Source organism: Fibrobacter sp. UWEL, assembly GCF_900142535.1.
Taxonomy (GTDB): domain Bacteria; phylum Fibrobacterota; class Fibrobacteria; order Fibrobacterales; family Fibrobacteraceae; genus Fibrobacter.
Map to the genome: position 1 here is coordinate 45,336 of NZ_FRBE01000002.1, position 15,575 is coordinate 60,910.

At 49.4% G+C, this 15,575-nt stretch carries 11 protein-coding genes; 3 read left to right on the forward strand and 8 right to left on the reverse strand.

The window, feature by feature from the left end:
- Positions 1-29: 29 nt before the first annotated feature.
- Together BUB59_RS01685 and BUB59_RS01690 are read left to right on the forward strand one after the other, a co-directional pair.
- On the forward strand, positions 30-1,088 hold the full coding sequence (locus BUB59_RS01685) for a serine/threonine protein kinase (protein ID WP_073225049.1): 1,059 nt from the start codon (positions 30-32) through the stop codon (positions 1,086-1,088).
- Between the two features lie 9 nt (positions 1,089-1,097).
- Positions 1,098-1,754, forward strand: coding sequence for a CvpA family protein (locus BUB59_RS01690; RefSeq protein WP_073225051.1), 657 nt, complete (start codon positions 1,098-1,100; stop codon positions 1,752-1,754).
- Between the two features lie 61 nt (positions 1,755-1,815).
- On the opposite strand, the gene BUB59_RS01695 is transcribed toward BUB59_RS01690, so the two are convergent.
- On the reverse strand, positions 1,816-3,060 hold the full coding sequence (locus BUB59_RS01695; protein WP_073225053.1) for an amidohydrolase: 1,245 nt from the start codon (positions 3,058-3,060) through the stop codon (positions 1,816-1,818).
- Positions 3,061-3,165: 105 nt separating this feature from the next.
- On the opposite strand from BUB59_RS01695, the gene BUB59_RS01700 reads away from it, so the two are divergent.
- Complete coding sequence (locus BUB59_RS01700) at positions 3,166-4,161, forward strand: GGDEF domain-containing protein (RefSeq protein WP_143160176.1); 996 nt, start codon at positions 3,166-3,168, stop codon at positions 4,159-4,161.
- 2 nt (positions 4,162-4,163) lie between these two features.
- On the opposite strand, the gene BUB59_RS01705 is transcribed toward BUB59_RS01700, so the two are convergent.
- From BUB59_RS01705 to BUB59_RS01735, 7 genes are all read right to left on the reverse strand, one after another.
- Positions 4,164-5,402 (reverse strand): vWA domain-containing protein, encoded by a 1,239-nt coding sequence (locus BUB59_RS01705; RefSeq protein WP_073225058.1) that lies wholly within the window; start codon positions 5,400-5,402, stop codon positions 4,164-4,166.
- 101 nt (positions 5,403-5,503) lie between these two features.
- Entirely contained in the window at positions 5,504-6,877 is a 1,374-nt protein-coding gene (locus BUB59_RS01710) for a hypothetical protein (protein WP_073225059.1), read from the reverse strand.
- A gap of 150 nt (positions 6,878-7,027) precedes the next feature.
- The gene (gene hisD, locus BUB59_RS01715) at positions 7,028-8,317 is read right to left on the reverse strand and encodes a histidinol dehydrogenase (protein WP_073225060.1); all 1,290 of its coding nucleotides are present in this window, start codon (positions 8,315-8,317) and stop codon (positions 7,028-7,030) included.
- Positions 8,308-9,882 carry a citramalate synthase gene (gene cimA, locus BUB59_RS01720; protein WP_073225061.1) on the reverse strand — a complete coding sequence of 525 codons (1,575 nt, stop codon included), beginning with the start codon at positions 9,880-9,882 and terminating at the stop codon, positions 8,308-8,310. Before cimA ends, hisD begins: the two co-directional genes overlap by 10 nt.
- 98 nt (positions 9,883-9,980) lie before the next feature.
- The gene (locus BUB59_RS01725; protein WP_073225062.1) at positions 9,981-12,143 is read right to left on the reverse strand and encodes a polysaccharide biosynthesis tyrosine autokinase; all 2,163 of its coding nucleotides are present in this window, start codon (positions 12,141-12,143) and stop codon (positions 9,981-9,983) included.
- 139 nt (positions 12,144-12,282) lie between these two features.
- Entirely contained in the window at positions 12,283-12,939 is a 657-nt protein-coding gene (locus BUB59_RS01730) for an adenylate kinase family protein (RefSeq protein WP_234979895.1), read from the reverse strand.
- A 57-nt stretch (positions 12,940-12,996) separates the two neighbouring features.
- Entirely contained in the window at positions 12,997-15,531 is a 2,535-nt protein-coding gene (locus BUB59_RS01735) for an ATP-dependent Clp protease ATP-binding subunit (protein ID WP_073225064.1), read from the reverse strand.
- Positions 15,532-15,575: the final 44 nt, after the last annotated feature.

Below are 15,575 nucleotides of genomic sequence, written 5' to 3' on the forward strand. Positions count from 1 at the left end.
TATGAGTTATTAGTTACGAGAGTTGATTAGTGGCAGAGAAGGCTGGGAAGACAAATAAAATCGGTGGATACAAGCCGGTACAGGAGCTGGGACACGGCGCTATGGGCAACCTGTGGCTGTGTCATGACCCGTCCATGGATCGTATGGTGGTGGTCAAGCAAATGCAGGACGACCTGGAACAGAACGAAGGAAACGTCCGTCGCTTCCTTCAGGAAGCCTACATCCTGGCTCACCTCAATCATCCCGCTATTATCGCACCCCACGCCCTCTGGAAAGAGAAGGACGGCAAGTATTCCATCTCCATGGAATTCGTCCACGGCAAGACTCTGCGAGAAATTCTAGACAAGTGCCCCACCCCGCCTCTGTGGGTGGTCCTCAATGTCATCTACGAAGTGCTGAGCGCTCTGGGACATGCCCATCGCAGTGGCATTGTCCATCGCGATTTAAAGCCATCCAACATCATGATCGACAAGGATGGCCGCGTCCGTCTGCTGGATTTCGGTATCGCCCACAACGATAACGCCATCAAGCTCATGAAGGATGACTCCACGGACCTGAGAATTACAGGCGAAAACGTCATTCTGGGAACAGTCACATACATGAGCCCGGAACAGACGGTTGGCGCAGAAGCAACCGCTTCCTCCGACTTGTTCGCCGTAGGGATTATTGCAAGCGAGATGCTGCTTGGCGAAAACGTTTTCCGCGGAACAAACTTTAGGGATACCGCACAGCGCATCCAGCGACTTCGCGTCACCCGCAAGGCATTTCCCAAGGACAAGGTCCCTCCCGAACTCGCCAAGCTGGTGGTAAAGCTTTTAAGCAAGAAGCCTAAGGACCGCCCCCTCACCGCCAATGATGCCGCCGAAAAGCTCTCCTCCCTCATGAAGGAATTGCCCAGAGACCTCTCCCCCTATATGGGTATGTGGCTTTCCGCAGTAAAGCATAGCGAAGACGGAAACATCAGCGAAGAAGATTACAGCACTCCCCCGCTCTATCAGGATAGCCAGGCCCTCTCTCTCCTGAAGGGTTTTGGTCTGGGAGCCCTCTTTGCGGCCATCGCCTTCGCCATCGTCACTTACATCATGTAAATTTACCCTATGAACGCTATTGATATCGCAAGCCTCATTTTCATTCTGCTCCTTACCCTGTTAGGTATCTGGCACGGATTCCTTCGCGGTATTTTCCGCCTCATGGCCTGGGTTGCAGCCATCGTGGGCGCCTATTACGCCAACGACTACCTGTCCGAAATAATTCTTGAAAATCTCGGACTTAGCCAGTTTTCCACCACCATCGTCTGCATGGCCCTGGGATTCCTTATTCCGTTCCTGTTCCTACTTCTCATAGGACGTTTGCTCAAGAAAGCCATTGCCGATACAACTTTCGGAAGAATCGACCGCGTATTCGGCGGCCTGCTAGGTTTCATCAAGTCCATCCTGATCTGCTTTGTCATTTTTTCCATTCTTCATATTATGCCATTTGGAGAAGCACTCCTGGCCGCTCGCGACGCATCTGTGGGCTATGGCTTATACAAGAATAGCTTGGAACTGATGGGCTTCTCTTCAGACCCCATCGACCTGGTGGGTGTAGCCGAAAAGAAGGCTTCTGAAATTACCCAGAAGGCCGTAGAAAAAGCTACAGACAAGGCAACTGAAGCAGCCAATGAAGTGAAGGATGCGGCAAAGGACGCAGCTAAAAATGCTGCTAAAGACGCCGCTAAAAAAGTTGTAGACGAAGCAACTTCCATTACAAAATAAATTTGAACCCGTAGAGAAAAAGCCCTGCTCAGCAGGGCTTTCTTAATGCAAGAATTTATTGCTACGCCAGGCGCTTTGCGCAAAGTTCCGCTTCACGCACAATATCTTCTTCCCCATCCACATGATGATTCTCCATGACGAACTGTCCATTACAGAGGACAGAATGAATGGAACTGGAATCGGCAGCATACACCCAATTGCTCACCAGATTGTGGCAGGGATTCAGGCGTTCGTTTTTCAAGTCCACCAGCAGGGCGTCCGCAAGGAAACCTTCTGCAATCACACCTGCAGGTATACCATAGGCAATAGCCACATTGGAGGTAGCCATCTTCAATACTTCTCCTGCAGGCAACTTTTCAGCACTGCTGGACACCTTAGTGAGAAGAGACGTTAGCTTCATTTCTTCGTGCATATCCAGATTGTTATTGGAAGATGCACCATCAGTACCAATTCCCACCAACATACCGCTTTCCAGCATCTTGGGAATCTTGGGAATGCCACTACACAACTTTAGGTTAGAACAGGGATTTAGAATAGCTGCCGAACAGGATTCCGCCATCATCGCCATATCATCCTGATTCATATGAACGCAGTGGGCAGCCACAAAGTTTCCGCCCAGCACGCCATAACGATCCATCAGTTCCACAGGAGTGCAGCCATACTGCTTCTTGCAATCCGCCACTTCCTTCTTGGTTTCTGCCAGATGGGTATGAAGAATCATTTCTTCCTCCCGAGCCACCTGGGCGCAACGCTTGAAGAGCTTTTCCCCAACCATGTAGGGAGAATGAGGCATTACTGCAAGAGCTACTCGATCCGATTCAAACTTATGATCCCTAAGGAACTTGAAGTTGTTTTCGATAGCCTCTTGTGGCACAAGACCTTCGGCAAAAGTCACCCCGATGGTTGCCCGGATGCCCATTTCCTTCACCACCTTCATGGTCTGTTCGCGATGCCAGTACATATCCGCAAAAAAGACCGTCCCGGACTTGATCATTTCAAGAATCGCTAGACGACTTCCGATTTCAATGTCCTTGGGCTTCATCTTTCCTTCAAAGGGCCAGATATGGTTCTGAAGCCATTCCTGGAGCGGCATGTCATCGGCATATCCCCTTAAAAGGGTCATGGCTGCATGGCAATGTCCATTGTAGAACGGCGGGAGAATCGCAAGGCCATTGCAGTCAACCACCTTGGCCTTTTCGTAATCCTTGGGCGTTAGACCACCAATCTTCGCAAATCGCTTGTTAGAAATGAGGATATCACAAAAGTTACCCTGATGGAATACCGATTTCAGAATTGTTTTTGCCACAAGATCCTCCAGAGGACGAAAATTTACAACACTGAAAATAGTACTTTTTTAACAAAAAATTGACGTTTTTTCGCTTTTTTGGCAATTTTTGTATATAATATCAACATGAGTGTGACCCAACTTGAAACCCTTCCTATTTCTAGATCCGAATTTTTAAGACTGGAGATTTTTAAGAATGTCTCCTTTGAAAGCCTTGCAGGTTATTTGCTGGGCTGTAAAACCGTTGTTGTCGAAGAAGGCGAACTGCTGATCGATCCCGATCATCCCAAGCGTCGCCTAATCGTGATTCTGGAAGGTCTTCTAGAGGTAAGAGCAGAAGCAAAGGGTGGCAGCTTTTCCAGTTTGATTGAAGCAGGGCACTGCGCAGGTGAAATGTCCATCTTCGATAACATCAAGCCCAGCGCCTATGTTTACTCCAAAGTCCAGAGCCGTCTTCTGATTATTGAACCGGAAATGGCCCTGGCAATGATCCATGCATCTCATGATTTGTGCCTCAATTTCCTGCACATGTTAAGCCAGCGTATCCGCAACAACACCAAGGTTGTGTGCGAAGAAGAATACCACATTCGCTGCATCGAGGAAAACGCAAAAGTGGACTCCCTTACAGGACTCCACAATCGCCGTTGGCTGGAAGAAATGTACACCCGCGAAATCAATCGCAGTAACGCAGGCAATTTCAGGCTGTCCGCCTTTATGATGGACATCGACCATTTCAAGCAGGTCAACGACACCTACGGTCATCTTGCCGGCGACCAAGTGCTGATCGCTGTGGCAAAGACAATCGTAGAATGTCTGAGACCGTCCGACATGCCTGTACGTTATGGTGGCGAAGAATTCACCGTGTTCTTACCGGGAACTTCCACCGAGAACGCAAAGATCATTGCCGAACGTCTCCGAGCCAGCGTGGAACGCAAGGATATCCTCCTCCCCTCCGGCGAGGTTATCCATGCGACCATTAGCGTAGGCTTCACGGAACGCGTAGAAGCCGACACTGTTCGCTCCATTATCGAGCGCGCTGACAAGGCTCTTTATCACGCCAAGGAAAACGGACGAAACCGAGTCTGCCTGAACCTTGACGGTGATGACATGTTCTTGTTCTAACGTTATTGCATTTCAATAACGGTACCGGCCTTATCCTGCTTGCTACCGCCCTTGGTAATCACCCAAATGACGTCCAGGCCCTCAATCTGTTCCTGAGAAACCGCATCAGCAAAACCATCCGTAAGGACTACCACCTGGGAGATTTGCCTTGAACGAGCGTGTTCAAATACCGGTGCAAAGCATGTTCCCCCACGGCCCTTGAACTCAATGGAGTCAATGGACCGGCGAGTAAACAGAACTTCCTCGTCGGGATCCTTGACATCGGTGTCAAAACTCCAGAGGTACACCCCCGTGTAATTGGCAATGCGCTCGATTTCCACAATAAAGCGGGAAAGGTCCGCAGACCCCACACTGCCCGAAGTATCGGCATAGACGGCAACAGGCTCCACACTCTTGGTGGTGTTTCCCAGAAAGGGCTTTCCGTAATGCTTGTTCCAGCGGCGACGGGAAGGTTCCTTCTGGAAAGAGAGGAAAGGTCCCAGCTTTAGCCTTAGGATATCGCCCCAGTTGAGAGGTTGCTCCTGAGCCTTCTTAACCATCTCGATGGCGTTTGCCCCCAGATGGCCCCAGTTGTGGTTTCGTTCAATATTTTCAACCACATTACGTACGTAGTCATCAATGAAGGCATCTTCGTCGTAGCCTTCCCCATGAGATTCATCAATACGATGCTTGATGATTTTACCCAAGGGACACTTTTCACTGATGACCATACTACCATCCTGACCACCATCTCCCTGCATTGGAATCAGAATGATGGTATCGTCCGGGAATTTCTTGTCCAGCAGAGCCAGGTACTGTTCATAGCTCAAGCCATCCTTGAATCCGAACATGCTGGGAAGAAGGCCCAGGATTTCTCCCTTCTTCTTATCTCCTACATCTTCCTTGAAGCGGGGCATCTTCACCCCCACTTCTTCGGGGATCATGCAGTTAATTGCAAGATCCATGGCCACGTTTTCCTTACGGGCACGGCGCAAGTCACCAGAGGAACGGTGAGTACAATGGTGCAGCAGGACATGCATCATCTCGTGAATCAGCACGAAGGTTCGTTCCGATTCCTCCAGGGACGCAAAGAACTTAGGGTTATACCCCAAGGTAATACGGCCATTCTTGACACGGACGCCAAGAGTCTCGATAGACTCAGAGGGTTCCTGTACCATGCCCACCAGCATGTTAAAGCTGAACGGGCTATAAAGCAGAAGACGACACATCGTGCTCTGGAAGGTTTCTTCAACTTCTGTCATAACCCTCCTTAGGCGTATTCTTTACAAAATGATTGTTTGTATTCATATTATCTCTTTTTACTTCACAATAAGTTTATCGGCCTTACGAAACGAAATGTCAACTATTTTTCAAAAAACGATCCGTTAATAAGTCCATTCACGTACTTTCGAATCGCTGGCACTGGATACTCAACGTATTGAATAGGATCAATTTTAATGGAATTGACAATCATTTCACCCATATCCTGCACCAAGTTTTCAGAAGAACACTCTTCAATAGCGGCCCAGAGGGTCTCCAAGGCCTTGTGAAGGGATTCCAGGCAGGTCGTATATTCTTCCAAGCTTTCACGAATCTTCGGAATACCGTCCTTCACCTTTTTAAGGATGGTATCGTCTGCGCTCATAGGCCAAAGCATCAGCTGGCATCCCGACACCTTATAATTGGAAACGTTATTCCATGTCCAGGGAAGACTAAACTTTTTCTTATCCAGAACCGTTCTACATTCACGGATTTTCTGGAGCAGATAATCGCAAACATGGCTCAGGCAAAAGAGCGCATCTTCTCTGGAAACGGGATATCCGAAGGATACAGAAACGAAACTTTCAAAATAATAGCTGTAGATTCCACTGACGGGAGGATAGAACTTTCGTTCAAAGCTAAACTGTTCATTGCGATTTCCCTGGGGAAGAAACTCGGGAAACAGCGCCATATTCTTTCGCACTTCCGGGCTGCGAGAAAAATCACGCATGAACATGCCCAGCATATACAAGGTCGGAGGATTTTCCCGAAACAGTTCCCGCATAAAGAACAGATCACTTTCCAAATCCGATTCAGGCAGAAGCCCACAGGTCTTGCACCCCTGACTCACCCACACCTTATCAGGATGTTCCATGAAGGTTCTCAATACAGAATAAAGAGACGTATTGTCGTCTTCATAGATGAAGGTGTTCTTCAATTGTGCGAGAGGCAGTTTAGGCACTGCCGACAAAAGCTGGATGTTCACATCAAAGGAAACATCCAGAACCTGGGAGAATGGCGTCAAGCAGGCATTTGACTTTGCCGGCATTAAATCCGCATATTCTACAGGCGGGTTCTGTACGTTAAAAACCCGTACATTCAAGGTGTCCGGCAGGATGCTGTAATCCAGCGGGAGAAATGAATCACGAAAGTATCCCCGCCCCGAATAAGCCTTATGGAAAATTTTTTCCATTACGGACTTTCCGCAGGCCTGATCGGGCACCAAGCTCTCCGCCACACGAAAGAGCATGTGGTTGTCTTGCAACAGCACGTTCTCCCCTGCCAAGAAACGCTTCAGCAGCTCTATACGTCCTGCGTCAAATTGCATCAGGGAACGTACGCCAGCCACCGGGTCATCTTTCATTTCGGGAAGCCCAAAGTCCTGGGCAAACATCCAGAAACTCTTGGCAAGATCCTTAAGATTCTCATCAAAGAAAATCTGTGGTCCACTTTCATTGCAACCGTGAATGATACTCACAAGTTCCTCCTTCTAGATATAGTATCGAGGAGAAATTTGAAAATGTCAAAAGTATCTCACAAAAAGAGGATCAGTTCAGAATGTGAACTGATCCTCTTTTTGATTTATAGAGAGGCGAAGCCTCTCCTATCAACAAGACGTTTGGGGAAATTACAGACGCTTGAGAACTGCCTGGGCGTGGTGGTAGAAACCTTCTTCCATTGCCACGGCGGCAATTGCCTTACCATTCTTCTTGATGGCCTTTTCGCTGTAGCGGATGATGGACATACGCTTCAGGAAGTCGTATACGCCCAGGGGGCTGAAGAAGCGGCCAGTGCCGTTGGTGGGCAGCACATGGTTGGGGCCAGCGAAGTAATCGCCCACAGGTTCAGAAGACCAGTGGCCAATGAACACGGCACCTGCGTTTTCAATCTGGGCGGCCATGGATTCAGCTTCGTCGGTCATCACTTCCAAGTGTTCCGGAGCGATCTTGTTTGCAATGGCAACGCCATCGAACCAGTCCTTCACAACGAGAATGCGGCCGAAGTTGTTCAGAACCTTTTCCAGCAGTTCGCGCTTGGGGCTGTTTTCAACCTGAACGTCAACGCAGGCAGAAATCATCTGGGCGGTTTCCATGTCATCGGTAATGCAGATGGCTGCTTCGAAACCAGAGCCATGTTCAGCCTGGGAAAGCAGGTCTGCTGCGACGAAATCCGGATCAGCAGTGCGGTCGGCCATGACCAGAACTTCGGAGGGGCCAGCCACCATGTCGATATCTACGACACCAAAGACTTCCTTCTTAGCAACAGCTGCGAAAACGTTACCCGGACCAACAATCTTGTCCACGCGTTCTACGATGGTCTTGCCCTTGGCATCCTTGGCACCGTAAGCCAGCAGGCCGATAGCCTGTGCGCCACCAATGTGGTAGACTTCGGTAACGCCCAATTCCTTAAGAACAAATGCAACAGCGCGGTTGATTTCGCCCTTGATGGGAGTAACAACCACGATGTCCTGAACGCCAGCAACAATTGCGGGCACAGCGTTCATGATCACGGTGCTGGGGTAAATGCCTGCGCCACCGGGAACATAAAGACCCACGCGCTTCATGGGGCGAATACGCTGACCAAGAACAACACCGTCCTTCCCTTCCATGAGCCAGGATTCTTCCATCTGGTTCTTGTGGAAGTCGCGAACGTTCTTGATAGCCTGCTTCAGAGCCTTCTGCAATTCTGCAGGGCACTTGGCAGCGGACTTTTCAATTTCCTTTTCGGACACGCGGATGTTCTTGCCCTTGAGGCCATCGAACTTCTGGGCGTATTCCACAGCCTTGGCATAACCACCCTTCTTGATGTCGGCAAGGATATCTACAACCTTGTTATAAATTTCGCGGCTGGGAGCAACTTCGCGACCGCAAATACGTTCAATTTCCTTAGAGCTCGGAGTAGCTTTTACTATTTGCATTTCTTAGTTTCCTTCAAAATCTTGTAGCACAGACCATCCATCAAGGCAAGCCAGCTAGCTTCGATGATATTGGTGCTAACGCCTGCCACATTCCAGTGTTCCTTTTCATCACCGAAGGTAGTCCACACGCGGACCAGAGCATCGGAACCAACGGAAGAACCCAGAACGCGAACCTTAAAGTCATCCAGACGGACCTTGGCCATGTACGGGAAGAACGGGAGCAGAGCCTTACGGAGTGCAGCATCCAGAGCGTTCACAGGACCGTCACCTTCGCTTACCTGATGGCTGATCTTGTCACCAATCTTCAGCTTGACGCTAGCCTGAGAAACAGACACACCCTGCGGGGTCTTGTCTTCAGTAACGCGGTAGTTCATGAATTCAAACGGAGCCGTAAACATTCCCAGCTGGCGATAAACCAGCATCTTGAAGCTGGCTTCGGCAGAGTCGAAGTGCCAGCCGGCGTTTTCCTTCTCCTTGATAGCAAGCAACAGCTTTGCCACCATGGGGTCCTTCTTGTCGATGCCGGGCTTGATAGCCTTCAGCTTTTCTACAACCAGAGAGCCGCCAGCCTGATCGCTGGTGACGAACACGCGGTCATTGCCCACGGAGTGCGGATCCACATGTTCAAAGCTACGGGAAACCTTCATGACGCCATCAATATGTGCGCCGCCCTTATGAGCGAAAGCAGCCTCGCCCACGTACGGTGCGCGAACGTCGCTTGCCAGATTTACGATCTGGTCAACGCTCAGGAACAGCTTGCGAAGGCCAGCCATCTTCTTAGAGGCAAAGAACTTTGCACCCATCTTGAAGACCAAGTCAGCCATAATGGTGGTAAGGTTTGCGTTACCGCAACGTTCGCCGTAACCGTTCACAACGCCCTGAACCATGGTAGCACCGGACTTCACGGCATAGATGCTGTTTGCTACAGCAAGGCCGGAGTCGTTATGCACATGGATTCCCAGGGGAACGTCTACGTGTTCCTTAACGGCTTCAAAAATTTCTTCCAATTCCCAAGGCATGGTACCGCCATTGGTATCGCAAAGCACGATAAAATCAGCACCACCGAGGGCAGCGGCCTTCAGGGTTTCGATAGCGTATTCCGGATTAGCCTTATAGCCGTCAAAGAAATGTTCGGCGTCGTAAATGACTTCCTTGGAATGTTCCTTCAAAAATTCGATGGAAGACTGGATCATATCCAGGTTTTCTTCCAGAGTAGTATGAATGACTTCTGTAACGTGAAGGTCCCAGCTCTTACCGAAGATGGTCTTTACGGGAGCTTCGGACTTTACCAATGCCTGGAGCAGCGGATCCTTCTCGGGAAGAATCTTCGGACGACGAGTGCTACCGAAAGCAGCGATCTTTGCATGCTTCAGCTTAAGCTTCTTAACTTCCTTGAAGTATTCTTCGTCGGTAGGATTGCTCGGGTTGGGCCAGCCGCCTTCAATGTAATCAATACCGAAAGAGTCAAGAATTCGAGTAATCTGGATTTTATCGGCCAGAGAGAGACTAATCTTGCGATCTTGATTGCCGTCGCGCAGCGTGGTATCATATATAAAGCATTTCATAAGTAACCCAAATTTAGAAAATCATAAACAAAAAACGAGAGTTGGATGGCCAAACTCTCGTCTTTTACGATTGTACTTGTTCAACAACAATTTGAAAATTATTTCTTCTTTTTCTTGTTGCTGTAATAGCCATACTTACCGTAGCCATGGCCACCATAGCCGTATCCGTAACCACGACCATCGTGTTCCACATGGTTCATCACAAATGCATGAGGCTTATCGCCGCAGCGGTCCACCTTAATCATGGATTCCTTAATCTGATCCATGGAGTGGCGGCCGTAGTGGAGAACGAACAGAGCGAAATCCACCACAGGGTAAATCAGTTCAGAATCGGTAACAAGATTCAGAGGAGGAGTATCCACCACGATCATGTCAAATTTTGTCTTAGCATCTTCGAGCAATTTCTTGAAGTTATCACCGCGAAGAAGTTCACTGGGGGCAACTTCGGAGTTACCGGCACCCAGAGTATACATGTTCTTCACCAGAGATTCAGAGACAACAGCATCCAGAGAAGCCTTTCCAGACAGGACGTCACCCAAGCCTTCACGATGTTTGCTATACACAACACCGCGGCGCATGTCTGCATCAATGAGAAGCACCTTCTTGCCATTGGAAGCATAGAGTGCAGTCAAGTTCTTGGAAACGAAGGACTTACCTACGCCAGGAACCATACCCGTCACCATGATAACCTTCTGGTCCGCAATACTAAAGTCAATTGCAGTATAGAGTGAACGGAAAGCTTCACTAGCAGGATCATCCGGAGATTCATCCACAAGAGGCAGAGTATTCTTGCCCTTCTTACGACGGCTCAACAGGCTATTGTCGGATTCAGGAATCTTGGCGTAGACGCTAACACCAGTTTCACGTTCAATTTCCAGAGAGCTACGAACACCACGCTTGGTCATCTGGAGCAGATAAATCAACAGAGCGCCAAGGAGGAACGCACCAGCCACACAACCCAAGAAAATCATCTTCTTGTTGGGCTTGGAAGGAAGGCGTTCAATCTGAGCGTAGTCCACAACACGAACGGTACCCACTTCACCGGCACGCACCACGCGAAGCTGCTGGATATTATTCAACATGGAAGTATACTGAGCATTCTGCACGGCAACTTCTTCTTGCAAGCGGAGAACTTCCTGCTGGGTCAAAGGCATCTTTTCTGCAGAATTCTTCAACTTGGAAAGTTCTGCACGAAGGCGATTCTGCTGCTTAACGATGGTCTGAACAGAGGGATGTTCTTCCTTGAAGAGACGAGTTGTTTCCTGACGCTGCTGTTCAAGTTCCAGGATCTGACGCTGCAGGGCGGCATCCTTTTCCAAGTGAGCTCGGGTTTCACCAGTCATATCCACAGAACCGATCTTATGGCGATAGTCAGCCAAATTCTTTTCTGCAGAATCCAGCTTAGCCTTCACGCCGGGAAGCTGCTGTTCCAGGAATTCCAAAGTCTTTTCAGCTTCGGCACTACGCATTTCCACATTCTGACGGAGATAGACATTGGCAATGGAATTCAAGATTGCAGCGGCACGATCCGGGTACTGATGGGTAAAGGACACTCCAATGATGCCAGTCTGCTTTCCTTTTTCTGCAACATTCAGTTTCTTTACAAGACCACGCATAGCGTCCAGAGGATCAGTCTGGACCAAGACAAAGACCTGTCCCGGTTCAGCTCGCATTCTCTTTACAAGAATTGTGAGGGAATCTCCAGCATAGGAAGCAACCAAAGGTTGTCCAATGACACCACGGGCAAGTTCCGTTTCCTCGGGGGTAATAATCGCATAAGTCGTGTCATCAATGGTCTTGGCGAGCCACTTATCCGTAATAGCAATTTCAGGAATGTGCAGTTCTTCCAGATCCATACGACCTTCCTTATGGGTCAATCGCTTAATAGGATCCTTGGGATAGGCATTAAAGCACAAATGTTCCTGATTCACCACATAACTCAGGACCATACGGCTCTTCAAAAGCTCAATTTCAGCTTCTGCAGGGCTAGCAACATCCAGAAGTGCACCCATTTCACCCATGGCCTTACCAGCCTTGTTACCCTTGACGTCAATCTGCAAGAGCGCATCACTGGTATACTGGGGACGGGCCCAATTGGAGGCCAAAAAGCCAACACAACAACCAACCATAATGCAGAAAACGAGGAAAACCTTATGCTTCAAGAGAATGCCTAGCACTTCAAGGAGATCAATTTCATCATCCTTGGCTGTCGCTACCTGAGTCACATTCTGCACATTGTTCTGAGAATTCAAATCCATCATCTACCCATAAATCTAATTGACGAAAAGATAGTAAACTTCAATTAACAAAGAAAGGTTTTCGTAACATTAAAAGCATAAAAATAGGAAGGTTACGTTGAGTACAACGCAACCTTCCTTAATTTGCTTAAAAAAGTAGAAATTACTTAGACTTCTTAGCCTTTGCAGCCGGCTTCTTGGCCGGAGCCTTCTTTGCCTTAGGAGCAGAAGCCTTGCAGAAGTCAACGTATGCCTTCAGCACGTCGCAGAACACTTCGTCCGGAGTATTGTCGCCAACGATGTGAGAGATGATCTTCTTGTTGTACTTGGAAAGAACCTTAGCGGTGGATTCCTTGTAAACCTTCAGACGGTTCTTGATGACGTTTTCATCAGCGTCGTCCTTACGGCCTTCGATCTTGGCGCGGTTCAGGAGGCGAGCAACGATGGTAGCTTCGTCCTTAATGTCCAGAACGAAGATGTGCTTCACGTCAACGATGGATTCGATGAGCTTCACCTGTTCAACGGTACGAGGAATGCCGTCCAGAAGGAGGGTGTCCTTTTCCGGATTCAGCTTGTTGGTGTTCACGAGACCTTCAACATAGCGGCCGAAGATTTCGACGGTAGCTTCGTTAGGAACCAGGAGGCCCTTGCTGGAATAGGAAGCCAGGAGCTTGCCAGATTCGCTGGAGGGAGCGATGCCGCGGAAGATGTCACCAGTGGAGAGGTGCTTCAGAGAAGTAGTAGCAGCGAGCTTAGCGCCCACAGTGCCCTTACCGGAACCCGGTGCACCGAAGATAAGAACGGCAGAAATCTTTGCCATGATGTTGTCCTTTGGTTGATAGGTTAATTTTTCAAGCGCAATTATAGAAAAGTTATTCTAGCTGGGCAATGCCTCGGAGGTGAACTTCAGCTTCCCATCCACAACATCCAGAGTAATGGTAGAGAAGTCCTTGTAGATTCCAAGAAGCAGGCCTTCAGCGATTTCGTCTTCGATCAGCTGTTGGATAGAGCGGCGAATGGGGCGAGCACCCAGTGCGGAATCGTAATTGTGGCTCACCACAAATTCCTTTGCGGCCTGGGAAACTTCCAGGAGGATACCTCTTTCAGAAAGATTCTTCTGGAGGAAGGTCAGCTGAATGTCCACTACGGAGCTCAAATCAGACTTGGTGAGAGGACGGAATACGATTTGTTCGTCAATACGGTTCAGGAATTCCGGAGAGAACACGCGCTTGGTTTCTTCGCGGATTGCCGTTTCCATACGTTCGTAATCGTCGGTCTCCCCCATCTTGGTGAAGCCCATGCCGGAGCTATGACGGACTTCGCGAGCACCTGCATTACTAGTCATGATAATGATGGTGTTCTTGAAGTTGATCTTACGACCATAACTATCCGTAAGGATACCGTCGTCCAGAATCTGCAGGAGCAGATTGTACACGTCGGGATGAGCCTTCTCGATTTCATCCAGAAGGACCACGCAGTAGGGGCGCTTGCGCACCTTTTCGGAAAGCTGTCCACCGCTATCCTCAAAACCTACGTATCCCGGAGGCGCACCAATCAAGCGGCTAATGCTGTGCTTTTCCATATACTCGCTCATGTCGATACGAATCATGGAGTCTTCGCTACCAAACAGGGAAAGGCTCAGGACCTTTGCAAGTTCAGTCTTACCCACGCCCGTGGGGCCCAGGAACAGGAAGCTGCCCATGGGACGCTTCGTATCGCGAATACCGGCGCGGGTACGGCGAATAGCCTTGACAACAGCATCCACCGCCTGATCCTGACCGATCACGCGTTCCTTAATTTCGTTACCCAGCTTGAGAAGTTTCTGGGCTTCTTCACCAGCGAGACGGCTCACAGGAATGCCCGTCATCTTGCTGATGCAATCACGAATTTCATTTTCGTCAACTACCGGAAGTTCTGCAGCGTCTTCCTTATTCAAGGTTTCGCGACGTTCTGCAATCTGAGCCGTGAGGGCTTCGATCTTGTCACGAAGTGCGGCAGCAGATTCATACTGCTGTTCAGCAATGGCTTCTTCCTTCTGCTGCATGGCCTGAGCAAGTTCGTCTTCCATAGCCTTCAGGTCTTCCGGAGTGCGAATGGAATTCAGTCGGACACGAGCGCCTGCTTCATCCAGCACATCGATGGCCTTATCCGGAAGGAAGCGTTCAGAAATATAACGTTCCGCCAGGCTGACGGAAGCGCGGATAGCTTCCGGAGTGTAACGCACCTTATGGTGCTGTTCATACTTGGCGCGCAAGCCTTCCAGAATGCGGATCGATTCTTCGGAAGACGGCGGGTTTACTACGATGGTCTGGAAGCGTCTATCCAGGGCGGCATCCTTCTCGATATACTTGCGGTATTCGTCCAGAGTGGTAGCGCCAATGCACTGCAGTTCCCCGCGGGCCAGAGCCGGCTTGAAAATGTTGGAAGCATCCAGACTACCTTCAGAACCGCCAGCCCCTACGATGGTATGAAGTTCATCGATGAATAGGATGACGGAATTGTCCACGCGCTGAAGTTCCATAATGAGGCCCTTCACGCGTTCTTCAAACTGACCGCGGTACTTTGTTCCAGCGACCATAGCAGCCACATCCAGACTGACCACGCGCTTGTTAGCCAACAGTTCGGGGATCTTCTTCTGAGCAATCTTGAGGGCAAGACCTTCAATAATAGCGGTCTTACCTACCCCCGGTTCACCAATCAACGCTGGATTATTCTTCTTGCGGCGGCAAAGAATCTGAATCAGTCGTTCAATTTCCTGTTCACGGCCGATAATGGGGTCCAGTTTTCCCTGGCGAGCCATAGCAGTCAAATCACGTCCGAAATGTTCCAGAATCGGAGTCTTGGAGCGGGACTGTGCGCGAGCCTGCTGACGAGTTTCACCAACACGAGGTGCGCCCTCGCCCATTTTTTCAGCACCTTCACCCGCTTCGCCAGGCACCTGTTCATCAGTCACTTCCCGCTTAATCAGGGCCAAAGCCTGCTGGAAGTTTTCAAATGTCACACCGAAAGTGGACAAGGTACCTGCGGCAGGAGTATCGCTCTTCTGGAGAATGGCCAGCATCAAATGTTCAGGACCAATATACTGGTCGTCTTCGTCCTTGGCAATTTTAGCCGCATTAAAAAGCGCCGCCTTACAGGTTGCCGTAAAGGAGAGCAAGGAACCATGAGCATCGCCCACAGTCATAATGCCGCCATTGGAGGAAAGAGAACGCTGGACCGTTTCGCCCAGATCATTCAGGTTCACCTTAAGATACTTCAAGGTTTCTGCAGCGAAACCAGAATCTTCGCGAACCAGCCCCAAGAGTAAATGCTCCGTGCTGATACTATCACTGCCTAAGTTGCGGGCAGCCATACGGGCCGCCTGCAGGACAGCCTTAGCCTTCTTCGAAAAAATACCATTAATATCGGACATGTCTTACCTTATCGTTTCAGTATTTATCGCAACTAATTTCAAAT

Coding starts and splice junctions, on each gene's coding strand:
- BUB59_RS01700 (WP_143160176.1), top strand. CDS start 3,166: ATGAGTGTGACCCAACTTGAAACCCTTCCTATTTCTAGATCCGAATTT.
- BUB59_RS01705 (WP_073225058.1), bottom strand. CDS start 5,402: ATGACAGAAGTTGAAGAAACCTTCCAGAGCACGATGTGTCGTCTTCTG.
- BUB59_RS01725 (WP_073225062.1), bottom strand. CDS start 12,143: ATGATGGATTTGAATTCTCAGAACAATGTGCAGAATGTGACTCAGGTA.
- BUB59_RS01690 (WP_073225051.1), top strand. CDS start 1,098: ATGAACGCTATTGATATCGCAAGCCTCATTTTCATTCTGCTCCTTACC.
- BUB59_RS01735 (WP_073225064.1), bottom strand. CDS start 15,531: ATGTCCGATATTAATGGTATTTTTTCGAAGAAGGCTAAGGCTGTCCTG.
- cimA (WP_073225061.1), bottom strand. CDS start 9,882: ATGAAATGCTTTATATATGATACCACGCTGCGCGACGGCAATCAAGAT.
- hisD (WP_073225060.1), bottom strand. CDS start 8,317: ATGCAAATAGTAAAAGCTACTCCGAGCTCTAAGGAAATTGAACGTATT.
- BUB59_RS01730 (WP_234979895.1), bottom strand. CDS start 12,939: ATGGCAAAGATTTCTGCCGTTCTTATCTTCGGTGCACCGGGTTCCGGT.